Raw genomic sequence first — 26,154 nt, 5'->3', positions numbered from 1 at the left:
GGGACGGTGCTCATGACGCGGCGGCCGCCGCGGCCTCGGCGGTGGTGAGGAACTTCAGGTTGGTCACGTGCTCGTTGACGAACATGGGCACGCCGTCCGAGGCCAGATACCACTTCGGCTTGCCCGTGCTGTCGGCGATCACCCTGCCGTTGACGCGGAGGTTCTCGAAGGTGACGTCCTTGATCGCGTGCTCCGCGTCGAGGCCGGCGATGATCGAGAGGTCGGCGTTCTTGCCGTTGTAGCTGAGGTCCTTGATGTAGACGGACTCGATGCCGCGGCCTGCCGACGTGTTGTACTTCGGGTTGTACTCGACCCGCATGTGGATGAGCTGGCCCCAGCGGAAGTCCTCCACGCGGATGTCGTCGAACTTGACGTCCCTGACGATGTTGCTGTCACCGACCATGAAGGCGATGGCGCCCTGGTAGGTCACCTGCGGCTCGCGGTGGTCGAGGATGTCGATGTTCTCGTAGCGCAGGTTCTCCAGCACCTCCGGGGTGTCGGAATTGCCGTGCACGCCGATGTTGATCGGGTGGGCGACGTCGGCCCAGAGGGAGCAGTTCTTGACGGTGATGTTGCGGGTGTCGCCGTAGAAGTCCCAGCGGTGGGTGTAGAGGGCGACGCAGTCGTCGGAGGTGCGCAGGAAGCAGCCGTCGATCGTGACGTTCTCGGAGCAGTAGAGCTGGATGCCGTCACCCCAGCCCTGGTGGCTGAAGGCGCGCAGATTCCTGATGGTGAGGTTCTTGGACTCGGCGACCCTGATGTTCTCGTACCGGGGGTTGAGGATCGTGACGCCGTCGATCGTGACGTTCTCGCACTTGCGGACGAAGACCGCGCCGCCGGTCGTGTCGTAGACCACGCCGCGGCCGATCAGCCGGGAGTTCTCCACGCCCTCGAAGATCACGGCGGAGGTGAGGACGGCGCCCGGGGCCAGGTAGACGGTGGTGCCGGTGGGCACCTTCAGGGTTCGGTCGGGGTGGGTGTGCAGACCGGGCCCGAAGTACATGACCTTCTTGTCGCCCTCGGCGGGCACGTCCTGCTCGATCGGGTTCGCGAACAGGTGCAGGCAGTCGAAGATCTTGTCGTCGATCTGGACGACGAGGTTGCGGGGCCGGTCCAGGGTGAAGCGCGCGGTGCTGCCGAGCACCTCGGGCTTGATGCCGTACGAGTCCGGGCGGATGCGGACCTTCTCGCCGCCGCCCGGGTTGTACGTGACCTCGACCTCGACCGTGCCGGAGAAGTCGAAGGCGGCCCAGGAGGAGCTCTGGGCTCTGTTGCTGCCGGTGTTCGCGTCGATCAGTGCGAGCTTGGCGAGGTAGACGCCGAGCTTCTGCCAGGTGCCGCCGAGCGGCCGGACCTTGACGGTGAAGGAGTTGTTGACGGGCACCTTCGGAAGCGTCGGGTGGATGACCACGCTGTCGCCGGTGGTGCCGGTCTCATCCGCCGCGGCGGCCTGTGCGGTGCCGGCGATGCTGCCGGCCAAGCCTGCGGCGGCGATGACACCGGCGGCCTGGAGGGTGGTCCGGCGTGACAGGGGCGTGTTCATGAGTGACTCCTTGCAAAAGGATCAGGAAGAGGGGCTACTTCAGTCCGGTCGTGGACATCCCGGCCACGAAACCGCGCTGGGCGATCAGGAAGATCAGCAGGATGGGGACGACGTACATCACGGAGGCCGCGGCCTGGAGGTTGGCGACCGGGGTGCCGGCAGAGGTGACGTACGTCGTCATGACGGCGACGGCGAGCGTCGACTTGTCGGTGGACAGGAGGAGTTGGGGCGCGATGTAGTCGCCCCAGCTCCAGGTGAAGGCGATCACGAAGCTCGCGGACAGCACCGGCCAGGACTGCGGCAGGAAGATCCGCCAGAAGATCATGCCGTAGCCGCAGCCGTCGACGATCGCGGCCTCCTCCAGCTCACGCGGCAGCCCGGCGAAGAACTGCCGGAAGAGGAAGACCAGATAGGGAGCGGCGGCCAGTCCCCAGAACACCCACGGCCAGTACGTGTCGACCATGCCGAGCTTGGCGAAGATCAGGTACGTCGGCAGCAGGGTGATCATCTGGGGCAGCATCATCGAGCCGATGAGAATGCCGAACAGCGTCTTCTTGCCGGGGGCTTCCAGGCGGGCGAAACCGAAGCCGACCCAGGCCGAGCTGAGCGTGACGAGCACGGCGTAGATCAGGGCGATGATCAGGGAGTTGCGGGCGTAGCCGAGGAAGTCGATCAGGTTGAAGGCGTCGGCGAAGTTCTGCCACTGGAAGTCGGTGGGCAGCCAGTGCACGGGCGAGGCGGCCAGTTCCGCCGGGGTCTTCAGGCCGGAGAGGATCAGCCAGCCGAAAGGACCGATGAACAGCCCGGTGAGGGCGACGAGGACCGTGTAGAGGACGAGGCGGTTGACGCGCACCCGCACCCGGGGCGCGGAGTTCGGCGGCAGGCTGGTGGCGGTCACTTCTTCGCCTCCGGGTCGACGTTGTAGAACACCACGCCGGACGTGAACTTGAAGATGAGTCCGGTCACGATGAGGATCAGGACGAAGAGCACCCACAGCAGTGCGGAGGCGTAGCCGTAGCGGCCGAGCGCGAAGTACTGCGAGAAGACGTGCATCATGTACAGGTAGTTGGACTGCGGCAGGGCGGTGACGCCGGCCGTGGTGCCGTCCGGTGACAGCAGCAGCGGCATGATGGTCTGCACGGAGGCGATCACGCCGGTCACGGTCTGGAAGAGCAGCACCGGCGACAGCAGCGGCACGGTGATGCTGCGGAAGGTCCGCCAGGCACTCGCCCCGTCGATCCGGGCGGCCTCGTGGAGTTCCCGGGGCACGTCCTGGAGCCCCGCCAGCGAGATGATCATGACGTTTCCGGCCGCCCACAGCACGCTCATCAGCAGCACGTAGCGGGCGTAGGGGTCGGCGAGCCAGCCCAGCGCGTCGAAGCCGAACAGGGTGATGACGCCGTTGGCGGCACCGGAGTTCTGGTCGAAGAGCGCCTTGAAGGTGAGGCCCACACCGACCGGGGGCACGACGGCCGGCAGGTAGAGCAGGGTGCGGAACAGCCCGCGCGCCTTGACCGGCCGGTTGACCAGGACGGCGAGCCCCAGCCCGGCGATGATCGACAGCGGCACCGACGTGAGCGCGAACAGGCCGGTGCGGCCCAGGGAGTTCCAGGTCTGCGGGTCGGAGAACAGCTCGGTGTAGTTGCCGAGGCCGACGAAGCGCCAGTGCGGCGAGATGCCGTCGTACGTGGTGAAGCTCAGCCACAGCGCGTACGCCATCGGCACGATCGTCAGCAGCAGGAAACCGAGGATCCAGGGCGCGGTGAACAGGTAGAAAGCGCGATGCCTGCGCACGGTCATGGAGATCCGGGGCCGCCGGTCCGGCGCGGCGCGGCCGGCACTCGCGGCCGGGCGGGACCGTTCTGTGACGGGTATCTGGTCGACCGTCATCCCACCTGCTCCTTACCGCGCTTGAGCTGCTCGTTCATGGCCGAGTTCAGGCGGCCCGCCAGGGTGTCGACGGACATCCGGCCGTTCATCGCGGCCGGGGCCTCCTGGTTGAAGAGGGCGTAGAGCGAGTCCGCCGTGGCGTAGGGCGTGTAGGCGATCACCGAGAAGTGCTTCAGCTCGGCGTTCTGCACCTTCAGCACGCGCTTCTGGTAGTCCTCCTGGGCCGGCATCAACGGGCGCAGGGACTTCAGCGTGGGGATGCCCCAACCGCTGGAGGCGCGGCCCTTGGCCGGTCCCTCGCCGAAGAACCACTCGAAGACCCGCCAGGCGGCGTCCTTGTTCTTCGCCTTCCTCGGCATCCACAGTCCGGTGCCGGCCTGGCAGGGGCTCACCCGCTGACCGCCCTCGAACATGGGGGCCGGGGCGAGGCGGGCGAGGGGCGCCAGCTTCTTGTCGGCGTTGATCAGGCCGCCGAGCCAGTAGCCGGAGTTGGACATGGCCATGCGGTTCGCCTGGAACGTGGGACCGTCCCAGGTGTTGGGGTCCGGCTGGATGATGCTGGGGCCGACTTTGGCCCGGCCGTACTCGATGTACCAGTTCAGCGCCTTGCGGGCCTCGGGGGTGGTGAAGTCGACCCGGGAGAAGTCGTCGCTGAACAGGCTCCCGCCCGCCGCCGCCGTCAGGCTCGCGAGGAGGTTGGGCGTCAGCACGCCGTTGTAGCTGCCGCCGAAGACGGTCGTCTGGCCGCTCTTGCGCCGGGTGAGCCGCTTGGCGTTCTCCAGCCACTCCTCGAAGGTGACCGGCTCGGTCTCGGGCGGGTGGTCGACGCCCGCCTCGTCGAAGAGGGCGGTGTTGTACCAGAACATGGAGTCCTGGGAGAAGTCCTTCGCCATGCCGTAGCGGGGGCCCTTGCCCTGGATACGGCCGTCGAAGCGCCACAGGTCGTTGACCGGGTCCAGGTCGTCGACCCGGAGGACGCTGCTCCCGGCGAAGTAGGGGTCCAGGTCCTCCATCACGTCCCGCGCCGCGAAGTAGGGCGCGTCGGTGGCGCCGACACCGCGGACCAGATCGGGCGGGGCGCCGTTGGTCATCATGCCGATGAGCTTGGTGATGTCGTAGCGCACCGTGACGATCTTGACGCCGATGTCCTTCTGGGCCTGTCTGATCAGCTCCGGTGAGATGTCGTCGGGCTTGACCATCAGCGTGACCGTCTCGCCGCCGCCGCTGACGCCGCCGGAGACCCGCATCGCGCAGCCGTTCAGCGCCGCCGTGCCGGTCGCGGCGCCGGCCGCGGAGAGGGCGAGGAATCGGCGGCGGCTCAGGGAAGCACCAGCATGTGGGTGCATGAACGCACCACCTCCTTGCTTTTCCGGCTTGCTGTGGCAACCGGTTGTTGTGCGTGGGGCAGAGCTTCTTGCCGTCGGGATGGCGCGTCAAGAGCCTTGACGAGTTTTCGAAAAGACTGTGTAACCTCGGTGTCATCAGCCAGAGTGCTGGTGAGTCCTGTTTTCGGCCGTCGGGATCAAGCCGCCGACAGGTGGTGGGACGCCCCTGACCAGGGGCGGGTGGGACCTCGTTTCGGCAACAAGTTTGGGAACCGGTTGCCGAAGTGGCCGACCGAGCGCTCAGGTGCCGACGGTGGCGCAGTCGGCCTCCACCTCTGCGCACTGAAACCTCAGTAACCGATTACCGAACTTGCTCGTGCCAGCCCCCGAGGGCCGGAGGCTCCTGCCTACTCCTCTACTGACAGCTGCCGCCCCGGCCCTGCCGATTGACCACCGCTTCCCGGCGGATCTACGGTAGAAGGCGCTTTCTGAAACTGTTTCCATCCTCTGCTCCCAGGAGTGTCATGCCCAGCCCTCAGCTGCCGCGGGCCGTGTTCGCGATGGACCCGGTACACCTCCCGCTGCTCTTTCCTCCGCCGCTGATGGAGCGGCTGAGGCGCACGGCCGACATCGATCCCGGGTTGGTCGTGCGGGACTTCACCGATCCGGCCGCGGCCGGCGCACTGGCCTCCGCCGAGGTGCTGATCACCGGCTGGGGCTGCCCGCACCTGGACGCCGGCGCCCTCGCGGCGGCCCCGAAGCTGGACGCCGTCCTGCACGCGGCCGGGTCCGTGCGCTCCCTGGTCGGCGACGCCCTGTGGGAGCGCGGCGTGAAGGTGTCCAGCGCGGTGACGGGCAACGCCGTGCCCGTCGCCGAGTACACGCTCGCGATGATCCTGCTCGTGGGCAAGGACGCCTTCGACCACCGCGAGCGCTTCCGCCGCACGCACGCCTACCCGGGCCCCGCTCAGACCGCGGCCACCGGCAACCTCGGCCGCCGGGTCGGCGTCATCGGCGCGTCCCGTGTGGGCCGCCGACTGCTGGAGCTGCTGCGGCCGTTCGACCTCACCGTCCTGCTGCACGACCCGTATGTGAGCCCGGCCGAGTCCGCCGCCCTCGGTGCCGAGTCGCTGTCGCTGGAGGACCTGCTCAGGCACAGCGACATCGTGAGCCTGCACGCCCCCGACATCCCCGAGACCCACCACATGCTCGACCGCGACCGGCTCGCCCTGGTGCGGGACGGCGGCGTGCTCATCAACACCGCCCGCGGCGCGCTGGTCGACCACGACGCGCTCGCCGACGAGCTGGTCTCCGGCCGGCTCAGCGCGGTCCTCGACGTCACGGACCCGGAGCCGCTGCCGGCCGGTTCCCCGCTGTACCACCTGCCCAACGTGTTCCTCACCCCGCACATCGCCGGCTCCCTGGGCAACGAACTGGAGCGGCTCGGCCGCATCGTGGTGGAGGAACTGGAGCGCCTGACATCGGGCGCGCCGCCGGCCCACGAGGTGCTGCGGGCGGATCTGGCGCGGGTGGCGTGAGGCCGCGGTGCGGTGGCGGCCGGGCCGCCGGCGGGGCGGGGTTGACGGCCTCCCCGCCGTGCCGCATCAGGACGCCTTGCCACACCGGCGTTCCCGACGTCCCGCTCTGCCGTGCCCTCGCCGCTGCCCGCGCCTCACCCCGCCGACGGTCCCGGGCCGGCTTGCGGCGCGGCGGCGGTTCCGGATCGCGGCACGGCAGCGCACCCTGCCCACGCCAGGGCGGCCCGCAGCACGTCGGACGGCCCCTCCAGCCCGCTGTCCACAGGCCCTCCTGCCTGGAGTAACGATGGGATACGGTTTCCGCACGGGTGGGGGCAGAGCCCCGGCGCCGGATCGAGACGCAACGGTGAAGGAGCCGCAAGGGTGAGTCAGCGCAAGGCGACGGGCGACGCCGGACGGGCGACCATTCGCGACGTCGCGGAGCGGGCCGGCGTCTCCGTGGCCAGCGTCTCGCGGGTGCTGTCCGGCAACTACCCGGTCTCCGAGGAGCTGCGCCGCAGGGTGATGAAGGTGGTCCGGGACCTGGACTACGTCACCAACGCCCACGCGCGTTCGCTGGCCGGCGGCGGCACCCCGACGGTGGCGATCCTCATCAACAACATCACCGGCGCCGCGTTCGCGCATGTCGCCAAGGGCGTCGAGGGCGCCGCGACGCTGCGCGGCTGGCTCTCCCTGGTCGGCACGACCGGCGACGACCCGGAGCGGGAGCTGGCCCTGGTGAACCTGATGCGCCAGCAGGGCGTGGCGGCGGTGATCCTGCTCGGCGGGGCCTACGACTACGACGAGTACCAGCTGCGCATGGCCCGCTTCGCCCGCTCGCTGGACGCCGCCGGCTCGCACCTGGTCCTGGTGGGCAGGCCCCCGTTGGAGGGCGACGTCCCGGCGACGACCGTCGACTACGACAACGAGGGCGGCGCCTACGCGATGGCCAGCCACCTGCTGTCGGCCGGTCACCGGCGCGTCCTGGTCCTGCCGGGACATGCCGAACTGACCACCGCGCAGGGCAGGTTGAGGGGAGCACAGCGCGCCTTCGAGGCGTACGGCGTGCCGTTCGACCCGGGCATGGTCCGGCACGGCCCGTACGACTACGAGCACGGGTACGAGGCGGTCGAGGCGGCCCTGCACGACACGCCGGACTTCACCGCCGTGCTCGCGGGGACGGACGTGGTCGCCGCGGGTGCCATGCAGGCCCTGCGCGCGGCGGGTCTGCGGGTGCCCGAGGACGTCTCGATCGTCGGCTACGACGACATCCCGCTCGCGTCCCAGCTCACTCCCCAACTGACCACCGTGCACGTGCCGTACGAGGAGATGGGCCGCGTCGCGCTGCGCGCGGTGGCCGACCGGCGCGAGGGCGGCGCGGGGCGGCGCAAGAACGCCGACGGGGACCATCTGGTGCTGGGCACGCATGTCGTGGTCCGCAACTCGGTGCGGCCACCAGGTCAGCACGGATAGCGACCAGAGGTATCGGAGGTCGTTACGTAACCGGTTACTAGGGCGTTTGCGGCCGTTCGAGGTTTCGTCGACGTGACCGCCGAGGGACCTGGGCCGCCACGCCTGAGACCACCTTGACCTGCATATATAAGAGCCCGTGCGCGAGCGGAGGCCGCGCGTCCGAGGACAGCCCGGCGGACAATCCGCCGTAACAAATTTCCGCGCACCTCTTGCTAAGAGCCGAGCTACGCGCCTACCGTCCCAGCAACCGCTTACTACAGCTTCTGCTTACGCTTGGCCGAACCCCCCGCAACCGCGAGCCGACGGTTTCCGGCCGCCGTTCCCTGGCCAGCACCACCGAGCCGCTGCCGTCCTCTCGTTCTGAGAACGCCTATTCCGAAGGATCACGGTCAGATGAACTTCACCAGCCCCCGGAGAAGGTTCGCCTCCGCCGCAGTCGCGGGTATCGCGCTGACAGGTCTCCTCTCCGCCTGCGGCGGATCCGGCTCGGGTGACGACGCCGCGTCGAAGTCCGGCCCGGTCACCCTCCCCTTCTGGGGCTGGGCCAACGGCCAGGAGGCGGTCGTCAAGGCGTTCAACGCCTCGCACAAGGACATCCAGCTGAAGTACACCAAGGTCACCGACCAGCTGACCATGCAGAAGCAGCTGACCAACGCGGTGAAGGCCGGCAACGCCCCCTGCCTGGTGCAGAACACCGCCGAGTACGTGACGAGCTGGGTCTCGCAGGGCGCGCTCGCCGACATCACGAGTTACGTCGAGGGCGAGAAGGACAAGTTCAACACCGGCGCCTGGGCGAGCGCTCAGGTGCAGGGCAAGCTCTACGGCGTGCCCACCAGCTCGGCACCCCAGTTCACGATCTACCGCACGGACATCTTCAAGAAGTACGGCCTCAAGCCCCCGGCGACCTGGGACGACTTCATCGCCGCCGGCAAGGAGCTGAAGAAGCACGGCATCAAGATCACCAATTACGCCGGTGAGGACCCGAGCACTCTGGAGGTGCTCGCCATGCAGGGCGGTGCGCACTGGTACTCGATCGACGGCGACGCCTGGAAGGTGGACTTCCAGGACGAGGGCACCCTCAAGGCCGCGAAGGTGATCCAGGAGATCATCGACAACGACCTGAACGCCAAGCTGTCCTTCGCCGACTACGCGGCCGTGCAGCGCAGCTACGACACCGGCGCCACCGCCACCCGGCAGATCTCCACCTGGCAGATGGCCGGCATGGTGCAGAACTTCACCAAGTCCTTCGGCGACTGGGCCCTGGCCCCGTGGCCGACGTACAAGGGGGAGGCGCCCAAGACGCCGGCGGGCACGAATCTGACCGGCAGCGTGACGCTGGTGACCGAGCAGTGCAAGAACCAGGAGCAGGCCGCGCAGGCCGCGCTGTGGATGTCCACGAACCAGGACGCGGTCAAGACGATGGCGAGCCCGGAGACGGGCAACGGCGTGATGCCGGCGCTGGCCGACAGCGAGACCTACGTCGGGGAGTCGATCTCACAGAAGCTGCTCGGCGGGAACTACGAGCCGGCGCAGAAGGTCGTGACGGACAGCCTGGGCACCGTCACCACCGACTGGACCTTCGGGCCCAACTGGACCGCGATGTTCACCGAGCTCCAGGCGGGCTGGGCCAAGGTCGTCAACAAGGAGCAGAAGGTCACCAACCTGCTCGCGCACATGCAGGAGTGGACGGTCAAGGACCTGAAGTCCCGCGGTATCAGCGTCAAGGGCTGAGGCATTCTCGATGATTCGCTCCATGCGCTGGAAGGGTGCCGCGTTCACGGTGCCCTTCCAGCTCGGCTTCGTCTTCCTGTATCTGCTCCCGATCGGCTACGCCGTCTACGAGTCGCTGTTCACGGAGAAGCAGTCCGGGCTCGGCCTCGGCGGCGCCACGACGGAGTTCGTCGGGCTCGACAACTACTCGCAGGGCCTGACCGACTCGGCGTTCATGAACTCCATCCTGCGCGTGGTGCTCTTCGCCTGTGTACAGATCCCGTTCATGCTGCTGATCAGCCTGCTGCTGGCGCTGTTCCTGGACGCGCTCGCCTCCAGGGTGGCGAGCCGGTTCCGGATCCTGCTGCTGGTGCCGTACATGATCCCGGGCGTGGTCGCGGCGATCGTGTGGGTCAACCTCTACAGCCCGGACGTCGGCCCGCTCACCCCGATCGGCAAGGCCCTCGGCTTCGACTGGAACTTCTTCGCGCCGTCGATGGTGTGGTCGTCCATCGGCAACCTGCTGACCTGGCACGGCATCGGCTACAACATGGTGATCATCTACTCGGCGCTCCAGGGTGTGCCCCGCGAGCTGTTCGAGGCGGCCCGGCTCGACGGCGCCTCCGAGCTGCGGATCGCGCGGAGCATCAAGATCCCCTACGTGCGCGGGGCGCTGGTGCTGACGGGTCTGCTGTCGATCATCCAGATGCTCCAGATCTTCAACGAGCCGGCGCTGTTCCGGAACATCACTCCGCAGACGGTCAGCGACAGCTTCACCCCGATCATGATCATCTACAACCAGGCGTTCAACGCGGGCAACTACAACTACGCGGCCGCCCTGTCCGTGCTGCTCGCCCTGATCCTGGGCGTCGCCTCCTTCCTCTTCTACCGGCTCACCTCGAAGGAGGCCGACTGATGGTGCTGACCGAGCACACCACCGAGCGGCCCCCCGTCCGCAGCGTCCGGCGCCTGACCCGTCCGGACGCGGCCTCCCGCGGGCGGGGTGGTCAGCGCTTCCTGCTGGTCGGGCTGATCCTGGCCAGCGTCTACAGCCTGTTCCCGGTGTGGTGGCTGATCGTCGCCGCGACCAAGGACCGCACGGCGCTGTACCAGAGCAACGGCCTGTGGTTCTCCGGCTGGCACCTGTGGGACAACCTGCAACAGGTGTTCACCTACCAGGACGGCATCTTCCTGCGGTGGACGGCCAACTCGTTCCTGTACGCCGGGGTCGGCTCGCTCGGCGGCACGCTGATCGCGCTCGCGACCGGTTACGGCCTTGCCCGGTTCGACTTCCCCGGCCGCAACGTGATCTTCGCGTGTGTCGTGGGCTCGTTCCTGATCCCGATCGCCCTGCTCACGCTGCCGCTGTACCTGTTGTTCTCGGCGCTCGGCATGGTGGACACCCCGTGGGCGATGCTGGTCCCCTGCCTGATCAACCCGTTCAGCGTGTATCTGGCCAAGGTGTACACCGAGGCCACGGTCCCCTACGAGCTGCTGGAGGCGGCCCGGATCGACGGCGCCGGCGAGCTGCGGATCTTCTTCAGCATCGTGCTGCGGATGATGACGACGGGCGGCGCCACGGTGTTCCTGCTGGCCTTCGTCAACACCTGGAACGCCTTCTTCCTGCCGCTGACCGTGCTGCGCGGCAAGGAGAACTGGACGCTCAACCTGGGCCTTTACAACTGGACCGGCACCCGCCTGGAGTCCGGCATCGACCTGACGGGCCTGGTGCTGACCGGCGCGCTGCTGTCCATCGTCCCGATGGCGATCATGATGGTCGCGATGCGCCGCTACTGGCGGTCGGGCGTGACGCTCGGCGCCCTCAAGTGATCGGCGTCCTCGAGTGATCGGCACCGTGGTGATCGGCGCCCTCAAGTGATCTCCCTCGCCTCTCCCTGACTCCCGGGGGCCGCAGGTGACCCTGACTCCCCGCGGCCCCCGGGTGCCCATCCCTCCCGGAGCCCTCACGTGACCGTCCTGCACAACCCCGTCCTGCGCGGCTTCGCCCCCGACCCCTCCCTGGTCAGGGTCGGCGACTGGTACTACGTGGCGACCAGCTCCTTCGAGTGGTTCCCGACCATCCCGGTCCACCGCTCCCGCGACCTGGCGCACTGGGAGTACGCGGGGCATGTCCGGGGCGCGGCCCCCGGCGGCTCGCTGGCCGGGGTGCCCGACTCCGGGGGCGTCTGGGCGCCGTCGCTGAGCTGGGACGGGGAACGGTTCTGGGTGACGTACACCGTCGTGCGCTCGGTCGGCACGCCGTACTTCGACCTGGACACGTACGTCTCGACGGCCACCGACGTGAGCGGTGAGTGGAGCGTGCCGCGCCGGGTCGCGAGCCACGGCTTCGACCCGGCCCTGTTCCACGAGGACGGCAGGCTGTGGTTGCTGAACCTCCAGAACGACCACCGGCCGGGCGGCCGGAGGTTCGCCGGGATCGTCGTCACGGAGCTGGACCGGGACACCCTGGCGCCCATCGGGCCGACGCGTCTGCTGCTCCAGCACGACCGGCTCATCGAGGGACCGAAGCTGGTGCGCCGCGCCGGCTGGTACTACCTGGTGCTCGCGGAGGGCGGCACGGGCTGGGAGCACGGGGTGCGGGTGGCCCGTAGCCGGGAGCTGACCGGGCCGTACGAACTCGACGAACGGCCCTTGCTGACTACCCGGGACGACCCGGACGTGCCGTTGCAGAAGGCCGGGCACGGCGAGCTGGTCGAGACGCCGGACGGGCAGTGGCTCCTCAGCCATCTGACGGCCCGTCCGCTGCACACGCCGCAGGGCCGCCGCTGCCCGCTCGGCCGGGAGACCGCGATCCAGGCGGTGATCTGGGACGCGGAGGGCTGGCCACGGCTGCGGCAGGGCGGCTGGCACCCGGCGGCGGAAGTGGACGTGCCGACGCGGCCGCACCCGCTGCCTCCCGTCGCCCCGCCCGAGGGGTTGTCCTGGCCGTGGAGCTCCCTGCGCGAGCCGGCGGATGCGTCCTGGGCCGACACGACGTCCCGGCCCGGCTGGATCCGGCTGCGCGGCCGGCACGGCCCGGAGTCCCGCTGGGCGAGCAGCCTGCTGGCCCAGCGCGTCACCGAGCACCGCGCGCAGGCCGAGGTCACCGTCGAGGCACGGCCGGTCACCTTCACCCAGGCCGCCGGGCTGGTGCTCTGGTACAACCCCGAGGCGTACCTGAGCCTGGACCTGACCTGGGCGGAACCCGAGGGCGAGCCGCAGCGCGGACAGCAGTGCCGGGGCACACCCGGCGCGGGTGGCCGTACGGTGCTCAGCCTCGTGGAGCGCGACGAGGAGGGCGTGCGGCAGGTCGCCGTCGTGGAGGTGCCGGGCGAGGCAGCCGTGACGCTCGGCGTGACGATCGAGGGAGCCGAGGCACGCTTCTGGCACGTACGGGACGGGGCGCGCACGGCGATCGGACCGGCCCTGGACTTCAGCCGGCTGTCCGACGACCACGGTTCCCGGCTGCGCTTCACCGGTGCGATGGCGGGCATCCACGCCCGGGATCTCGTCGACGCGGCGTTCACCGCGGACTTCGCCGGGTTCCGGCTGACCTGCTCCGGCTGACCTTTCCCGCCGCCCCGCACCACGACTGAGCCGTTGTTCGGAGTTTCGAAAGTTTTGACCGGCGAGAACCCGTGAATTCACTTGTCTTCCCGCCGTCCGGCGCCGCACCTAGAGTAGGAAGCGCTTTCTGTCGGCTCGGACTCCGGACCGCGGTGAGCAAGCGCTGGTCGAAACTTTCCACGGCCCTCGGGCGGGCCGGAGAGGTGGGTTCCCGATGGTCCGTACGGCGAGTGCGAGCGCGGCGGCAGGTCCGACGCTCGCGGTCGTGGCGCGCGAGGCGGGGGTGTCGGTGCCGACCGCGTCGAAGGTGGTCAACGGCCGGGAGGACGTGGCGCCCGAGACCCGGCGCCGCGTCACCGAGGCGCTCGACCGGCTCGGCTACGTCCGCAGACCCCGGTTCGACGCGACGAAGGCGCCCCGGCTGGTCGACCTGGTCGTTCACTCGCTGGAGAGCTCCTGGTCGGGCGCGGTGCTGCACGGGGTGGAGGAGGCGGCGCACGACGCGGGCCTGGAGGTCGTGGTGTCGGCGGCCCTGACCCGCACCCGGGCCGGGCGCCCGGAGCGCGGCTGGCTGGACAAGCTGGTCGCCCGGGGTTCCTCCGGAGTCCTGTTCAATCTGGCCGAGCTGAGCGACTCCCAGTACGCCTGGCTGGAGCAGCACCGCATCCCGTTCGTGATGATCGACCCGGTCCAGGAACCTCCGGAGGGCGTGGCGTCGGTGGGCGCGGCGAACTGGCAGGGCGGTCTGACGGCCACGGAGCACCTGCTGTCCCTGGGGCACGAGCGCATCGCCGTCATCGCCGGTCACCGGCGCACGCTGTGCAGCAGCGCCCGGGTCGCCGGGCACCGCTCGGCGCTCGCGGCGGCCGGGGTCCGGCACCGCCCGGAGTACGTCCGGCACGCCGGCTTCGACGAGAACCTGGCCCGTCGCCGCATGCTGGAACTGCTCGACCTGCCCGAGCCGCCGACGGCCGTCTTCGTCTGCTCGGACCGGATGGCGCTGGGGGTGTACGAGGCCTTGGCCGAGCGGGGGTTGAGGGTCCCGGAGGACATCAGTGTGGTGGGCTTCGACGACCTGCCCGAGGCGCGCTGGGCCTCCCCCGCGCTGACCACGGTCCGCCAGCCGCTGTCGGAGATGGCCGCGACGGCCCTGCGTTCGCTGCTGCGCCTGATGGACGGCCACCACCCGGAGAGCACGCGGACGGAGTTGTCGACGCGGTTGGTGGAACGGGCGAGTACGGCGGCGCCGCGGGTGTAGCGCAGTCGACGGGGACCGGCTCGGCCTCCGGGCGAGGACGGCATGAGCGACCGGCAGGCGTTCGTCACGCGCGTGCGCTGAAGGTGCTCCGGAAGGGAATACGCATACATGCGTGGGGAGTTGGCAGCAGGGCCAGGGTCGCCGCCGGTGTGCGGCGGCCGTAGTGACGCGAAAGGACTGCCCGTTCATGACGCGCGACTCGCGCACGATCACCAACCCGGCCACGCTCCACGACCCCACGCCCTTCGGCTACAGCCACGCCGTCTCGGCACCCGGCGAAACCGTCTTCATCGGCGGCCAGTACGCCTCCGACGCCACCGGCGCCCCCGTGCCCGGCGACTTCGCCGCGCAGGTGGAACTGGCCTTCGACCGGCTGCGGTCGGCGCTGGAGGGGGTGGGGCTCGGCTATGAACACGTCGTACGGCTCGGCACGTTCATCGTGGACCACGACCCCGGCAAGCTGGAGATCCTGGGCAAGGCGCTGCACGCGCGCTTCGGCGGGCGGCTCCCGGCGCAGACGCTGAGCGGGGTCGCCTCGCTGGCGCTGCCGGGGATGCTGTTCGAGGTCGACGCGGTAGCGGTACGTCCCGGCGGGCCGCACACCGACTGAGTGTCCCCGCCGCCTCACGGTGCACTCACACCGGCCGGACGTCGCCCGCCGCCTCGCAGTACATCCCTGGCACGGCCCAGCCTCACGTGCCGGGGCGGCGTCCCGCCGGAGGGTGGGACGCGGGACCGGCATGGACCGGAGACCACTCGCCCCCCGATTCCAACAACCGCCTTTGTTGGCTCGTTCGGCCTGCTCCGGCTCCACGGCGGCGATGACAATGAGTACATGATTGATGACTGGCGGCAACAGATCGAGGCTCTCCGGGAGGAGTTGGTCCGCCGTGACGACCCCGCCGCCTGGGTGCGGGAGGCCGACGCGATGGACGCCTCGCGGCGCTATCCCGCTCTGTCGCTGCGCGGGCCGGTCTTCGGGGTCGCCGTGCAGGATCCGGCGGCGGGGCCGCAATGGCGGCTGCTGAAGCCGGTGACGGACGGCATGCCGCAGGTGGCCCGGGACGGGCTGCACTCACACCTGTGGTTCACGGCGAAGGACGACACCGACGACCCGGCGGTCCGGCGTGAACTGCTGGCGGCCGTCGCGGTGATGGAGCGCGAGCCGGTGAACGAGATCGAGGCGTGCGGGGTCCGCTACCGGGTGGTGCGCGGCGACGAGTTCGCCCGCTGCAATGACGGTGGTCTGGAGCCGCCGCGGCCCACCGACCCGGAGCCGGCACGGCGGTCGTGGGAGAGGCGGGTCAAGGACACCGCGTCCCCGGACGTCGGTTTCGTGCTCGACCCGGCCCGCCCGGACGGCCTGGCGGTGGGCGCGCTGCGGCTGGGCCTGCGCGGATTCGCGTACACGGGCGCCCGTTTCCCCTCCGACGTCCGCGCGGACTCCGAGAAGGCCGTGGCCACACACCCGGACCCCGTGCTGCTGCCCACCGGTTTCGGCGTCGTGGAGCGCGGCCGCCACGGCTGGCAGCCCCGCGGCGCGCTCATGGCCACACCGCACGACGCCCGCCGCCTGCTCTACAACGGCATGTCCGAGGTCTGGGCCATGCTGTACCAGTACGACGACGCCAAGAAGGCCAGGTACGCGCGCGCCGCCGAGGAGTACAAGGCACTCGACCGCGCGGACGAGTTCCGCTTCGACGACCGCGTGTTCCGCATCTGCCGCGTCGAACGCATGCTCCGCATGGGCCCCGACGGACCGGAGTGCCCGCACCCGTCGGACATCGACGAGTACGGGCCCATGAAGATGCACCCGACGATGGACGAGGACGGCACGATCCACTACGGGACGGCCTGAGCCTGTTCCATCAGCCGCTTCAGGGCGGTGAGGTCGGCGGTCACCGCCTCCGCGTCGCGGCGGAAATCCTCGTCGCTCATCCAGGGCTGCCGGCGCAGGGTGAACACCACCTCGCAGCCGGGGCCGTCGGCGATCACCCGCATCGGGTTGTGGACGGTCTGCCCCGAGGGCAGCGTGACGTCGTGGTCGAGCACGCCGAAGTCGTTCCTGGGCGTGAAGTCCACCACCACCCGCCCCATGGGCGACTCCCCCACCCACCGGCCGTCCACCAGCTCGATGGAACGGGCCAGTCCGGGGGCCCAGCCGGGGACGTTGGCGGGGTTCGAGACGTAGTCGTAGACCTCCCGCGCGGGTCGGTCGACGGTGATGCCGAGGTGTCGGGACTGCCGTGTCGTGGTCGTCATGGCGGTGACGTTACGAGCCTGCCGGGGGGCCGTCTTGAACGGATCGGACACGGATCGGGCACCGGCCGGCGCGGTGTCCGATTCCTTCAAGACCGGGCGTCGCGGGCCTGCCTACGGTGGGCCCATGACTGCACGATTCGATGCCATCGGCCTGGTCGTCTCCGACATGGCCGCCTCCGTCGCGTTCTACCGCCGGCTCGGGTTCGCCTTCCCGGAAGGCGCCGAGAACCAGCCGCACGCCGAGGCCGAACTGCCCGGCGGACTGCGGCTGATGTTCGACACCGAGGAGACGGTCCGCTCCTTCCTGCCCGAGTGGCGGCCGCCCTCGGACGGCGGCCGGACCTCGCTGGCCCTGCGCTGCGACGGTCCGGCGGAAGTGGACTCGCTGTACGAGGAACTGGTGAGCACCGGGTGCCACGGCGAGCTCAAGCCCTGGGACGCCTTCTGGGGGCAGCGGTACGCCGTCGTGCTCGACCCGGACGGCAACGGGGTGGACCTGTTCGCTCCGCTAGGCCGTTTCGTATGAATCACCATGAGCGGGTCAGTTCTCGCCGAGCAGCGGAAGGTTGCGTAGATTCACCCGGTGACCTACGACATCATGCTCGTGCGGGTGCAGCCGGGCCTGACGCTTCAGGAAACGCTTGACCGCCTCAACGCCGACTTCAATCCCGATGCCGACCTGCCGCTGCTCCGGCTTAGCGACGCGCAACGGGACGAGTGGGACCGGATTCTGAGACGAGTCTCTCGGGACATTGGTTCTGTCGAGTCTGCGGAGTACCCGTATGGCCTCACCCTTGAGACCGTTGGTCCGCCGGGACGCGTGCAGCTCGACTACTGCGGCGACACAACCCACATCGAGATCGCTTACCGCCACCCGGGTCCGGCGGCGTTGGAAGTGATGGAGCTGGCCTATCGCATCGCTCGCATCGTCGAGGACGAGAGCGGCCTGACCGGCCACGACTTCGAGGTGGGCCAGCCCACCCGAACCGGTGACCCTGGCAAAGCCGCCGCCCGGCTGAGCGGCGTCTCTGATTGGGCACAGCATCACTTGAGCTAGCAGATCACCCGATGGACCAGAGGAAGATGTCGGCGACGTGGAGTCCGGCCAGGTAGATGGTCTGGGTCTTCTCGCAGCGGGTGGCGTTGCCGCGCCACTGCTTCGATCGGTTGATGCACCGCTCAACGGTATTGCGCTGCTTGTATGCCTCCCGGTCAAAGGCAGGCGGTCTGCCCCCAGCCCGTCCGCGCCGTGTTCGGTTGGCCCGCTGGTCGGCCCGTTCCGGGATCACTGCGCGGATACCACGTCTGCGCAGGTGGTCCCGGATCTCGCGGGAGGTACGCCTTGTCGGCCAGGACCATGTCTGGCGCGGAACCCTGACCAGCATCAAGGCCGTGCAGCGCCGCGTCGGCCCGGCCGGCGCCCACCAGCTGCTTCAGCGGGACGAGCGAGCACGGCTCTATCGCATCGACCGGGTGCTGGTGGACGGGCTCCAGCGGGCCTACGTCCTCGCCGATGCCCGGTCCGACCTACTGCGCCGCGAACCGCCCGCCCGCGGCACCCGAGGCGAGGGCGAGGCTGCATCGGTCCCCCGCTGCCCCCCGCCCGACCTGGGCTAATGTATGCCGCCTCGAACCAAAGAACGGAATAAGGCATGGCGCACCAGGGGTGGGGACCACAGGGGTCGAACGGGCCGCAAGGACCGTACGGTCCGCAGGGGCCATACGGTCCGCAGGGGCCATACGGCCCCTACGGCTGGGGCGGCTGGCAGCCGCCACCGCCCAGACCGGGCGTGATACCGCTGGCACCGCTCGGGCTCGGGGCCGTCTACAACGGTGCGTTCTCGACGATGGGGCGGTACGCGCGGCAGTTGTTCGGCGCGATGGGCGCGGGCCTCGCCCTGCTCTTCGCCGCGACGGCCGGCGCGTTCGCGCTGGCCTACCTCAGCGTCGAAGACGACTGGCAGGTACTGATCCACGCCGACGAACCGACCTGGGCCATGGTCAGCCCGATCGTGATCTCCGTCGTGGTGGCGTACGTGTTGCTGATGCTGCTCACCCTGCTGGTGAACTCGTTCCTCTCCGCTGTCAGCCCGGTGGTCCTGGAACACGCCGTGCTGGGCCGGCGCACCACCTTCGGTGCGGTATGGCGCCGCGCCTGGGCCCGTACACCGTCGGTGCTCGGCGTCACGCTCCTCATATACCTGCTGATCGCGATCCCGGTCGCCCTGTTCTTCCTGCTCTGGATCAGCCTGATCGCCCTGCTGGTGGCGTCCGAGAGCCCCTTGATGGCGCCGGGGCTCGTGTTCTTGCTCGTGCTGCTCATCCTGCCCTTGGTGACGTGGCTGGTGGTGTCCTTCTCGTTCGCGCCCGCCGCCGCGGTCCTTGAGTCGGCCGGTCCGATCACCGCCCTGAAGCGCTCGTTCCGGCTGGTCCGCGGTGCCTGGTGGCGCACGTTCGGCATCCTGTTGCTCACCTGGGGCATGGTGGCCGTCGGAGGGTGGATCGTGCAGATCCCGCTGCTGTTCGCTGGTCCGCAGCCCTCGTACGACGCCTACGGCCCGTACGACGAACCGCCCGCCGACGTCGGCGAGTTCTTCACCCACGTGTACGGCGACGCGCTGCCTGGCCTGTGGACCTATCTGGTCCTCACCGTCGTCGTCATGCTGGTGGTCCAGCTGCTCGCCACCGCCTTCACACAACTGGTCAGCTCTCTGCTGTACATCGACCAGCGCATTCGCCGCGAAGGCCTCGGTGAGAGCCTGGCCCGAGCGGCCGGCCACCAGTAGACCGGCACATGGAGGCGTTCGACTACCCCGACGATCTCCTCAGGGCGCAGCAGGACCGTAACGGGCCCTCCGCGGCAATGTGAATCTTGGTGGTCAGTCCGCCGCGTGACCGGCTGAGGGTTTCGCCCGGGGCACCGCCCCCTCCGGGAGGCCGTGCCGCATCAATGCTGGCCGACGGTCGCCGTCCTGGCCTGCTCGACCGGGCCGCACACATGCTGCGGACGAGACAACCGGTCACACTCCGCACCCTGGTCGCCGGAACCGGCGTGTCAACGATGGCCGTCTACACCTACTTCGGTGGTATGGACGGCCTGAGGAAGGCATTGCGGCAAGAAGGCTTCACACACCTGGCCGCCCAACTCGCTGCCGTCAAAATGTCTGCGGACCCGGTACGAGACCTCGCCGCCCTGGGCGCCGCCTACCTAGCCAACGCCTTGGAGAATCCCGATCTCTACCGCGTCATGTTCGACGCGGGCTTCGACCTCGAAGACACCGGCGCCGCGGACGAAACCCTGGACCGCCTCGTCCGCGCCATCGACCGGGCCAGGACGAACCGCCGCTTCCATGACGAGGTCGATCCGCTGGAACTGGCAACACAAAGCTGGACCATTGGCCACGGACTCGCCTCACTCGTCGCCACAGGCCCCCTGCCGCACCAGGCACTCACTCACACCGAACCCAGAGGCCCCCACCTCGTTCAAGGACCGCTCAAGGCGTGTCGCCTGTCACCAACGTCCCGGGACAGCACAAACTGCGACAGCATCACGTTGGGGGCAGGGGACGCCATCAGCGAGGCAGGGTGACGAGCCCCATCTCATAGGCGGTGATGACGAGCTGGACCCGGTCCCGGGCACCCAGTTTGGTGAGCAGCCGTGACACGTGCGACTTGGCGGTGGCTATCGTGATGAAGAGGTCCTCGGCGATCTCGGTGTTCGACCGGCCGCGTCCGACCAGGGTCAGCACCTCTCGTTCCCGCTCGGTGATTCCCTCGACCGACCGTGGGGAGCGCTCCGAGACAGCCGCAGGGCGCCTGATGAAGTCCGCGATCAGACGGCGCGTCACGCTCGGCGCGATCAGTGCGTCGCCGGCGGCGACCACGCGGACCGCAGCAAGGATGTCGTCCAACGCCATGTCCTTGACCACAAAACCGCTCGCGCCGGCCCGGAGTGCGCCGTAGACGTAGTCGTCCTCGTCGAAGGTGGTCAGGACGAGGACGCGAGTCGCCGCGGGACCGGCCGTGATCAGACGGGTGGCCTCGATCCCGTCCATGCCGGGCATCCGGATGTCCATGACCACGATGTCGGGGCTGGCATCCCTGACCAATTGGACGGCCTCAGCACCGGTGGCGGCTTCACCGACGACCTCCAGGTCGGGGTAATCGGCCATGAGTACGCGCAGACCGGACCGAACCAACGGCTGGTCGTCGGCGAGCACCACCCGGACGGTCATCGGGCCTCCACCGGGGCTCCGACGGGTGCGGGCATCGGCAGCCGGGCCTCCACCCGGAAGCCGCCCTCGGGACGCGGCCCGGCGCTGAGCCGGCCGCCCAGCAGGCCGACCCGCTCCCTCATCCCGATGATGCCGAAGCCGTGGGCCGAGCCGTTCCCGGTGGCGCCACGCCCATCGTCGACGATCTCCACAGACAGTTCCTCGTCTCCGTAATCGATGGCCACCCGGCAACGTCCGGTGCCCGCGTGGCGGACTACGTTGGTCAGCGCCTCTTGAACGATGCGGTAGGCGGACAGGTCGATGTCGGCCGGCACAGGACGCTGCTGCCCGCTGCAGCGCACGTCGACGCGTACCCCCGCGCCCGCAGTCGCTGCCGCCAGCCGTTCGACGTCGGCCAGCCCCGGCGAGGGTGCGAGCGGTGACTGCTCCGATGCGGTCGCGCCCCGGTCAGCCTGACGGAGCGACACCAACGTACGCCGAAGCCCTGACAGGGTCTCTCTGCTGGTGACCTCGATGGCGCGCAGGGCCTCGCGCGCCTGCGTCGGCTGGGTCTGGATGACCCGGCTGCCCACACCGGCCTGAATGGCGATGATGCCGATGCTGTGCGCGACCATGTCGTGCAGCTCCCGTGCGATCCGCAGCCGTTCGGCGGTCACGGCCTCGGCCACCTCCTGCGAGCGCAGTGCCACCGCGTGCTCGCGGCGCTCGCGACTCAGCAGACCGGCCATGCAGGATGTGGCCAACGCCAGGAAGGCGATCACCGCGTTGACGGTCAGGCCGTCACCGTGCGCGAAAAGCCCGATCACCAGGAGTTGCACGGCGACAGACACGGCCACGGCGACAATCGAAGCGCGCCGTGCGCAGGTGGCGACGATGAAGCCCAGCACGAGGTCCACCGCCAGATACGACAGGAACTGGCCCTGGTACGACGCCACCAGGCTCTCATGGCCGGAACTCGGAGGACCCACCACCACAGCGGTGGATCCGAAGAGTGCCATGGCCAGAGTCAGCAGCGGCATCCGTCGCACCACGCCGGCGAGCAGGCTTACAGCCAGCAGCGCCCCGACACCGTGGACCGTGGCCGGCGCCCGCGGCGCGCCCCCCACCAGCAGACCCACCACGGGGAGGTAACAGGCACCCCCCGCCCAGGCCACGGCCTTTGTTCTCGTCATCGGCGGCATTCCCTCCCGGGAACAACACCGTGATGCGCGACGCGCGCAGGCAGCGAAGTGGTCGTCATGGGGTTCACGCCGCGAGACTAACCGGCCACCGCCGGCTCGGCATCGGCCCGGGGACGTACGCCCACGGGCCAACCCCGGCCGCATGATTGTCGCCCACGGCCCCATGTCTGGACGGGGGTTCTGTCGGCAGTGTGGGTGCCGTGATCGAAGTCAGCGAACTCACCAAGCGCTACGGCAGCAAGACGGCCGTCGACCATCTGTCCTTCACAGTGCGGCCGGGCCAGGTCACCGGATTCCTCGGCCCCAACGGAGCCGGCAAGTCCACCACCCTGCGGATGATCCTCGGCTTGGACGCGCCCACTACCGGCGCCGCCACAGTCAGCGGCGTCCCCTTCCACCGCCACCCGCGCGGACTGCGGCATGTCGGCGCCCTCCTCGACGCCGGCCAGGTCCATGGCGGCCTCAGCGCCGCGGCCCACCTGTCCGCTCTGGCCCGCAGCAACGGCATCCCGCGGCGCCGGGTGGACGAGGTCCTTCAGGAGGTGGGGCTGGCCGAGGTGGCGAACCGCCGCATTGGCGGATTCTCCCTCGGTATGAAGCAGCGGCTGGGGATCGCCACCGCTCTGCTCGGCGACCCGCCTGTGCTCATGTTCGACGAACCGATCAACGGCATGGACCCGGAGGGCGTGCTCTGGGTACGCCGGCTCTTCCGGCGTCTGGCCTCCGAGGGGCGCACGGTCTTCCTCTCCAGCCACCTGATGTCGGAGATGGAGAACACCGCCGACGAACTGGTCGTCATCGGCCGGGGCCGCCTCATCGCCGCCGAGCCGCTACGGGACTTCGCGGCCCGTAGCACCCGTAGCAGTGTTGTGGTGGGGACACCACAGGCCGCCGAGCTGGCAGCGGTGCTGACGGCGGCGGGCGCCTCGGTCGAGCCGGAGGGCTCGGCGGGCGCCGAGAAGCTCGTCGTGACCGGGCTCCCGGCGGACCGGATCGGGGCGCTCGCCTTCGAGAACGGTGTCCGGCTGGACGAGCTGACCACCCGTACCGCCTCGCTGGAGGCGGCCTTTATGGAACTGACCGCCGACAGCGTCGACTACCTGGCAGGACAGCCCCGATGACCGCACTCGCCTCCGTCCCCCGGACCGCCCCCGTCGCTGTGCCGCCCGCCCGCTTCCGTGACCTGCTCGCCTCCGAGTGGATCAAGACGCGGTCCTTGCGCTCCACCCCGTGGACGATCGGACTCACCGTCCTGTTCGTCGTCGGGTCCGCGGCCGTGGCCACGCTGGCGGACAAGGCCGTGGGCTCCGGCCCCGCTGATTTCCTGCCCTTCGACGCCTACCCTGCGGCCGGCTATTGGACGCTGATGCTCGTCGCCAGCAGCATGGGTGCCCTCACCGTCGTGAGCGAGTACAGCAGCGGGCTGATCCGCACCACCACCGTGGCAGTCCCGGCCCGCGGCTCGGTCGTGCTGGCCAAGGCGGCCGTCACCGCCGCGTTGTGGACCGCGGTCGGCACTGCCGCCTCCACTGGTTCCTTCCTGGTCTCCCAGGCCATCCTGGACGGGCGCCACGCCGGCGTTCCAATCACCCACCCAGGGGTGTTCCGGGCGCTGGTGGCATCCGCGTTGCTGGCTCCGGTCTGCGCCCTGGTCGGTCTGGGCCTCGGCGTTCTGCTCCGGCATGCCGCCGGGACCATGGTCGCCAGCGTCTTCACCCTGCTGATGCTGCCCACCATGTTCTCGGAGAGCAACCGCTGGTCGGCAGACATCAACCACGCGATGGTGTCGGCCGCCTGGAAGCGCCTGGTCCAAACCTGGGGGCCGGATCCCGGATCCCTGGGTTACACCGCCACGGTCCCCGGCTCCTGGATCGTGTACACGCTCTGGCCGCTGATCACGGTCGCACTCGCCGTTCTCGTCGTGAGGCGCCGCGACGTGTGAGTGTGCCTCCAGACCGCGACATGTGAGTGCAGCAGGCCGACGGTCTCCTACATGCCAAGGCGCGAAGGATGCGCTGGCTTCGTGCATCTCTGGGAACAGCAGATGTGGACGGGTTCGGGCGGCGGTCGGTGATCTCTCGTCGCCTGGATGTCGATGAGAAATGACGGCGTCGGCTGTGGCGGAAGCTGGCTCACGTTCCTGACCGTCGCCCAGCTCCCTGATCAGGCCACTGCGAAACGGACGTGACAGGCGATGTCTGCTGAGGGAGACTCAAGTCGTGCGTGACCGTGTAGATGCTTCCTCTGGCCTGGTGTTGCGGAGATGGACGACCGAGGATGCCTTGGCGGTGATGACCGCGTTCGCGGATCCGCTCATGCGTGGACAGTCCATCGAGCCAGTTGATTCTGTGCAGGCTGCTGAGCGGTGGGTAGCGGCTCGTGATGACCAATGGGTTGCGGATTCTGCCTATTCCTTCGCCGTCGTCGATGGTGGTGGTCTCGTTCTCGGCCACGTATGTGTCGGCTCGGTGGATCGGCGTCATGCCGTTGGATGGGTGTCCTACTGGACGACTGCAACGGCTCGTGGCCAGGGCATAGCTTCCCGTGCCTGCTGTGCTGTGGCCCGCTGGGCTTTCGACGATGCCGAACTCTTCCGGCTGGAGCTTGGGCACCGGGTGAACAATCCCGCCTCATGCGGTGTGGCTCGCGCTGCCGGCTTCGCGGTGGAAGGACAGCAGCGACAGAAGCTCGAGTACGACGGTGTGCGCTTCGACGTGGAACTCCATGCGCGTCTGGCAACGGATAGGGAGCCTGTGTCGTTGTGAAAAGCCGGTGCGGGACGGCCCGCTGCCCGCGAGGGTCAACGGACCGTCGGGTGAGTGCCCGTATCAGCTGACCTTGGCGGGCGGCGTCCAGGGGCTGGCCCGCACTGGGCAAGAATGACGCCTGGAACCGATCTGTTCGGACGCGATACCAGGGACCGTCCCATCCCTGCTCGGCGGCTTTGGTCCCGGTGCTGGTCATGCGGGGAGTATGTCGAGCTGGCCCGGAGGGCTCAACCGGATTCTCTGGCAGTCTTCAGCATCGTGACCATGAACCTTGCCCCCGACGAGCTGTGGGACCGGATAGTCCCGCTGCTGCCGGCACGACCCGCGCGACGACATCGCCACCCCGGGCGTCTCTCCGTGCCGGACCGGGTCGCACTGGCCGGCATCATCTACGTCCTGCGCAAGGGCGTGGCCTGGCGTGACGTACCGAGCACCGTCGTGGGTTGCTCCGGTGTGACGGCCTGGCGCCGATTGCAGGACTGGACCGAGGCCGGTGTCTGGCCGCGCCTGTAGAAGCACTGACGGCTGATGCCTAGTAGCGGCACGTCGCGGCGACGTTGCCGCTCACTTCCTCGGCGTGGCGCAGCACTGCGAGCCGGTGTCGGGCGCGTCTTGCGAGCTCGCGTTCAGTCATGCGGGTCTCCTGGGGACGGGAGACCCACCTGTCAATGACGTCCGTCAGTTTCGACCTAGCCGCGGCGGGCGAGTAGCTCCCCCAGTGGGAGCCCTGCCAGCTCCCTGACGTCCCGGGCAAGATGGGCCTGGTCGGCGTATCCGGTCCGGGCGGCCGTGTCCGCGAAGGGGAGACCGGCCCGGGCCAGCGCGAGGGCGCGGCGCAGCCGCAGGATCCGGGCCAGGGTCTTGGCTCCGTAACCGAACGCGGACAGCGAACGGCGGTGCAACTGGCGTGCTCCGAGGCCGAGTTCGTCGGCGATCGCGGCGACCGGGCGGCCCGCGTCGAGTGCGGTCACGACGTGCCGCAGCAGCGGATCCGGCGGATCGGCGCCGGCCGCCTGCCGCAGGGCGAGGTCCTCCAGTCCGCTCGCCGGGTCGGGGGCCGCGTTCACCCGTGCCGCCAGTCGCCGTACCTCCGCGGCCGGCCACAGATCCGCGAGCTCGACGCGGCGGTCGCGCAACTCGTGCGCCGGCACGCCCAGCAGGGCCGGGGCCGTGCCCGGATAGAAGCGGACGCCGGCCCAGGCACTGTCCTCGCCGTCCGTGACATGGGCGTGGGTGTCGGGCCCGGCGACCAGCAGCCGCCCCTCGTGCCACAGCAGATCCATGCACCCGTCGGGCAGCACCCGCGCCGCCCCGTCCCGCTCCGGGACATTGCTCCACACGACCGCTCCGGCCAGCCGTGACGCCCGCTCCACGTACACGTGAGCCAGGCTACGCCGCGCGGCGAGGCTGCCGCGAGCGTCCCGG

Annotated in this window: 25 protein-coding genes and 2 pseudogenes; 18 read left to right on the top strand and 9 right to left on the bottom strand. The window is 69.5% G+C overall.

The window, feature by feature from the left end; genetic code table 11:
* Nucleotides 1-10 precede the first annotated feature (10 nt).
* From QC385_RS13590 to QC385_RS13575, 4 genes are read right to left on the bottom strand one after another with little or no spacing between them, the layout of a single operon-like run.
* A complete protein-coding gene (locus QC385_RS13590) occupies nt 11-1,543 on the bottom strand; it encodes a glycosyl hydrolase family 28 protein (RefSeq protein ID WP_279541552.1) in 1,533 nt (510 codons plus the stop codon).
* Nucleotides 1,544-1,577: 34 nt separating this feature from the next.
* Nucleotides 1,578-2,441: a carbohydrate ABC transporter permease gene (locus QC385_RS13585; RefSeq protein WP_279541551.1), complete on the bottom strand. Its 864-nt coding sequence runs from the start codon at nt 2,439-2,441 to the stop codon at nt 1,578-1,580.
* Nucleotides 2,438-3,433, bottom strand: coding sequence for a carbohydrate ABC transporter permease (locus tag QC385_RS13580; protein WP_279541550.1), 996 nt, complete (start codon nt 3,431-3,433; stop codon nt 2,438-2,440). Before QC385_RS13580 ends, QC385_RS13585 begins: the two co-directional genes overlap by 4 nt.
* Nucleotides 3,430-4,779, bottom strand: a complete 1,350-nt coding sequence (locus tag QC385_RS13575) for an extracellular solute-binding protein (protein ID WP_279541549.1) — start codon at nt 4,777-4,779, stop codon at nt 3,430-3,432. The genes QC385_RS13580 and QC385_RS13575 overlap by 4 nt, the downstream gene beginning before the upstream one ends.
* Nucleotides 4,780-5,282: 503 nt before the next feature.
* Here QC385_RS13575 and QC385_RS13570 point away from each other — a divergent pair.
* From QC385_RS13570 to QC385_RS13530, 9 genes are all read left to right on the top strand, one after another.
* Nucleotides 5,283-6,296 (top strand): hydroxyacid dehydrogenase, encoded by a 1,014-nt coding sequence (locus QC385_RS13570; protein WP_279541548.1) that lies wholly within the window; start codon nt 5,283-5,285, stop codon nt 6,294-6,296.
* A gap of 363 nt (nt 6,297-6,659) precedes the next feature.
* Nucleotides 6,660-7,748 carry a LacI family DNA-binding transcriptional regulator gene (locus QC385_RS13565; RefSeq protein WP_279541547.1) on the top strand — a complete coding sequence of 363 codons (1,089 nt, stop codon included), beginning with the start codon at nt 6,660-6,662 and terminating at the stop codon, nt 7,746-7,748.
* 393 nt (nt 7,749-8,141) lie between these two features.
* Nucleotides 8,142-9,479 (top strand): ABC transporter substrate-binding protein, encoded by a 1,338-nt coding sequence (locus tag QC385_RS13560; RefSeq protein WP_279541546.1) that lies wholly within the window; start codon nt 8,142-8,144, stop codon nt 9,477-9,479.
* Between the two features lie 10 nt (nt 9,480-9,489).
* The gene (locus tag QC385_RS13555) at nt 9,490-10,374 is read left to right on the top strand and encodes a carbohydrate ABC transporter permease (RefSeq protein ID WP_279541545.1); all 885 of its coding nucleotides are present in this window, start codon (nt 9,490-9,492) and stop codon (nt 10,372-10,374) included.
* Complete coding sequence (locus tag QC385_RS13550) at nt 10,374-11,288, top strand: carbohydrate ABC transporter permease (RefSeq protein ID WP_279541544.1); 915 nt, start codon at nt 10,374-10,376, stop codon at nt 11,286-11,288. Before QC385_RS13555 ends, QC385_RS13550 begins: the two co-directional genes overlap by 1 nt.
* A 138-nt stretch (nt 11,289-11,426) precedes the next feature.
* Entirely contained in the window at nt 11,427-13,025 is a 1,599-nt protein-coding gene (locus QC385_RS13545) for a glycoside hydrolase family 43 protein (RefSeq protein WP_279541543.1), read from the top strand.
* 214 nt (nt 13,026-13,239) lie between these two features.
* Nucleotides 13,240-14,283, top strand: a complete 1,044-nt coding sequence (locus QC385_RS13540) for a LacI family DNA-binding transcriptional regulator (RefSeq protein WP_279541542.1) — start codon at nt 13,240-13,242, stop codon at nt 14,281-14,283.
* 187 nt (nt 14,284-14,470) lie between these two features.
* The gene (locus QC385_RS13535; protein ID WP_279541541.1) at nt 14,471-14,893 is read left to right on the top strand and encodes a RidA family protein; all 423 of its coding nucleotides are present in this window, start codon (nt 14,471-14,473) and stop codon (nt 14,891-14,893) included.
* A 225-nt stretch (nt 14,894-15,118) separates the two neighbouring features.
* Nucleotides 15,119-16,141: a DUF5954 family protein gene (locus QC385_RS13530; protein ID WP_279541540.1), complete on the top strand. Its 1,023-nt coding sequence runs from the start codon at nt 15,119-15,121 to the stop codon at nt 16,139-16,141.
* On the opposite strand, the gene QC385_RS13525 is transcribed toward QC385_RS13530, so the two are convergent.
* Nucleotides 16,126-16,545 carry an SRPBCC family protein gene (locus QC385_RS13525; RefSeq protein ID WP_279541539.1) on the bottom strand — a complete coding sequence of 140 codons (420 nt, stop codon included), beginning with the start codon at nt 16,543-16,545 and terminating at the stop codon, nt 16,126-16,128. The genes QC385_RS13530 and QC385_RS13525 overlap by 16 nt on opposite strands.
* A 124-nt stretch (nt 16,546-16,669) precedes the next feature.
* On the opposite strand from QC385_RS13525, the gene QC385_RS13520 reads away from it, so the two are divergent.
* Together QC385_RS13520 and QC385_RS13515 are read left to right on the top strand one after the other, a co-directional pair.
* Nucleotides 16,670-17,071, top strand: a complete 402-nt coding sequence (locus tag QC385_RS13520; RefSeq protein WP_279541538.1) for a VOC family protein — start codon at nt 16,670-16,672, stop codon at nt 17,069-17,071.
* A 57-nt stretch (nt 17,072-17,128) separates the two neighbouring features.
* On the top strand, nt 17,129-17,602 hold the full coding sequence (locus QC385_RS13515; protein ID WP_279541537.1) for a hypothetical protein: 474 nt from the start codon (nt 17,129-17,131) through the stop codon (nt 17,600-17,602).
* 4 nt (nt 17,603-17,606) lie between these two features.
* Here QC385_RS13515 and QC385_RS13510 read toward each other — a convergent pair.
* A pseudogene (locus QC385_RS13510) lies at nt 17,607-17,910 on the bottom strand (transposase); the annotation flags it as partial.
* 27 nt (nt 17,911-17,937) lie between these two features.
* On the opposite strand from QC385_RS13510, the gene QC385_RS13505 reads away from it, so the two are divergent.
* The 3 genes from QC385_RS13505 (at nt 17,938) to QC385_RS13495 (ending at nt 20,134) form a co-directional block, all read left to right on the top strand.
* The gene (locus tag QC385_RS13505) at nt 17,938-18,162 is read left to right on the top strand and encodes a hypothetical protein (RefSeq protein ID WP_279541536.1); all 225 of its coding nucleotides are present in this window, start codon (nt 17,938-17,940) and stop codon (nt 18,160-18,162) included.
* Between the two features lie 173 nt (nt 18,163-18,335).
* Complete coding sequence (locus tag QC385_RS13500) at nt 18,336-19,331, top strand: DUF7847 domain-containing protein (protein WP_279541535.1); 996 nt, start codon at nt 18,336-18,338, stop codon at nt 19,329-19,331.
* Nucleotides 19,332-19,495: 164 nt separating this feature from the next.
* A complete protein-coding gene (locus QC385_RS13495; RefSeq protein ID WP_279541534.1) occupies nt 19,496-20,134 on the top strand; it encodes a TetR/AcrR family transcriptional regulator in 639 nt (212 codons plus the stop codon).
* On the opposite strand, the gene QC385_RS13490 is transcribed toward QC385_RS13495, so the two are convergent.
* Both QC385_RS13490 and QC385_RS13485 read right to left on the bottom strand, forming a co-directional pair.
* Complete coding sequence (locus tag QC385_RS13490; RefSeq protein ID WP_279541533.1) at nt 20,118-20,780, bottom strand: response regulator transcription factor; 663 nt, start codon at nt 20,778-20,780, stop codon at nt 20,118-20,120. The two genes, QC385_RS13495 and QC385_RS13490, sit on opposite strands and share 17 nt — an antisense overlap.
* A complete protein-coding gene (locus tag QC385_RS13485; RefSeq protein WP_279541532.1) occupies nt 20,777-21,898 on the bottom strand; it encodes a sensor histidine kinase in 1,122 nt (373 codons plus the stop codon). The genes QC385_RS13490 and QC385_RS13485 overlap by 4 nt, the downstream gene beginning before the upstream one ends.
* A 263-nt stretch (nt 21,899-22,161) precedes the next feature.
* Between QC385_RS13485 and QC385_RS13480 the strand changes: the two genes are divergently transcribed.
* The 4 genes and pseudogenes from QC385_RS13480 to QC385_RS13465 form a co-directional block, all read left to right on the top strand.
* Nucleotides 22,162-23,082 (top strand): ATP-binding cassette domain-containing protein, encoded by a 921-nt coding sequence (locus tag QC385_RS13480; RefSeq protein WP_279541531.1) that lies wholly within the window; start codon nt 22,162-22,164, stop codon nt 23,080-23,082.
* Nucleotides 23,079-23,903: an ABC transporter permease gene (locus tag QC385_RS13475; protein WP_279541530.1), complete on the top strand. Its 825-nt coding sequence runs from the start codon at nt 23,079-23,081 to the stop codon at nt 23,901-23,903. The genes QC385_RS13480 and QC385_RS13475 overlap by 4 nt, the downstream gene beginning before the upstream one ends.
* Before the next feature lie 277 nt (nt 23,904-24,180).
* The gene (locus QC385_RS13470) at nt 24,181-24,726 is read left to right on the top strand and encodes a GNAT family N-acetyltransferase (RefSeq protein ID WP_279541529.1); all 546 of its coding nucleotides are present in this window, start codon (nt 24,181-24,183) and stop codon (nt 24,724-24,726) included.
* Nucleotides 24,727-24,993: 267 nt separating this feature from the next.
* Nucleotides 24,994-25,239, top strand: a pseudogene (locus tag QC385_RS13465) (transposase); the annotation flags it as partial.
* A gap of 179 nt (nt 25,240-25,418) precedes the next feature.
* Here QC385_RS13465 and QC385_RS13460 read toward each other — a convergent pair.
* Nucleotides 25,419-26,108, bottom strand: a complete 690-nt coding sequence (locus tag QC385_RS13460; RefSeq protein ID WP_279541528.1) for a helix-turn-helix domain-containing protein — start codon at nt 26,106-26,108, stop codon at nt 25,419-25,421.
* Nucleotides 26,109-26,154 lie beyond the last annotated feature (46 nt).

It is taken from the genome of Streptomyces sp. DH10 (genome assembly GCF_029813805.1).
GTDB classification, from domain to species: Bacteria; Actinomycetota; Actinomycetes; order Streptomycetales; family Streptomycetaceae; genus Streptomyces; species Streptomyces coeruleofuscus.
Note: the sequence above shows the minus strand (reverse complement) of the source record. Positions and strands in the feature narration are given on the sequence as shown.

Excerpts from the sequence above, each read along its gene's own strand:
- QC385_RS13590 (WP_279541552.1), bottom strand. The coding sequence starts at position 1,543 with ATGAACACGCCCCTGTCACGCCGGACCACCCTCCAGGCCGCCGGTGTC.
- QC385_RS13580 (WP_279541550.1), bottom strand. The coding sequence starts at position 3,433 with ATGACGGTCGACCAGATACCCGTCACAGAACGGTCCCGCCCGGCCGCG.
- QC385_RS13575 (WP_279541549.1), bottom strand. The coding sequence starts at position 4,779 with ATGCACCCACATGCTGGTGCTTCCCTGAGCCGCCGCCGATTCCTCGCC.
- QC385_RS13570 (WP_279541548.1), top strand. The coding sequence starts at position 5,283 with ATGCCCAGCCCTCAGCTGCCGCGGGCCGTGTTCGCGATGGACCCGGTA.
- QC385_RS13560 (WP_279541546.1), top strand. The coding sequence starts at position 8,142 with ATGAACTTCACCAGCCCCCGGAGAAGGTTCGCCTCCGCCGCAGTCGCG.
- QC385_RS13555 (WP_279541545.1), top strand. The coding sequence starts at position 9,490 with ATGATTCGCTCCATGCGCTGGAAGGGTGCCGCGTTCACGGTGCCCTTC.
- QC385_RS13550 (WP_279541544.1), top strand. The coding sequence starts at position 10,374 with ATGGTGCTGACCGAGCACACCACCGAGCGGCCCCCCGTCCGCAGCGTC.
- QC385_RS13540 (WP_279541542.1), top strand. The coding sequence starts at position 13,240 with ATGGTCCGTACGGCGAGTGCGAGCGCGGCGGCAGGTCCGACGCTCGCG.
- QC385_RS13535 (WP_279541541.1), top strand. The coding sequence starts at position 14,471 with ATGACGCGCGACTCGCGCACGATCACCAACCCGGCCACGCTCCACGAC.
- QC385_RS13530 (WP_279541540.1), top strand. The coding sequence starts at position 15,119 with ATGATTGATGACTGGCGGCAACAGATCGAGGCTCTCCGGGAGGAGTTG.
- QC385_RS13525 (WP_279541539.1), bottom strand. The coding sequence starts at position 16,545 with ATGACGACCACGACACGGCAGTCCCGACACCTCGGCATCACCGTCGAC.
- QC385_RS13520 (WP_279541538.1), top strand. The coding sequence starts at position 16,670 with ATGACTGCACGATTCGATGCCATCGGCCTGGTCGTCTCCGACATGGCC.
- QC385_RS13495 (WP_279541534.1), top strand. The coding sequence starts at position 19,496 with ATGCTGGCCGACGGTCGCCGTCCTGGCCTGCTCGACCGGGCCGCACAC.
- QC385_RS13490 (WP_279541533.1), bottom strand. The coding sequence starts at position 20,780 with ATGACCGTCCGGGTGGTGCTCGCCGACGACCAGCCGTTGGTTCGGTCC.
- QC385_RS13475 (WP_279541530.1), top strand. The coding sequence starts at position 23,079 with ATGACCGCACTCGCCTCCGTCCCCCGGACCGCCCCCGTCGCTGTGCCG.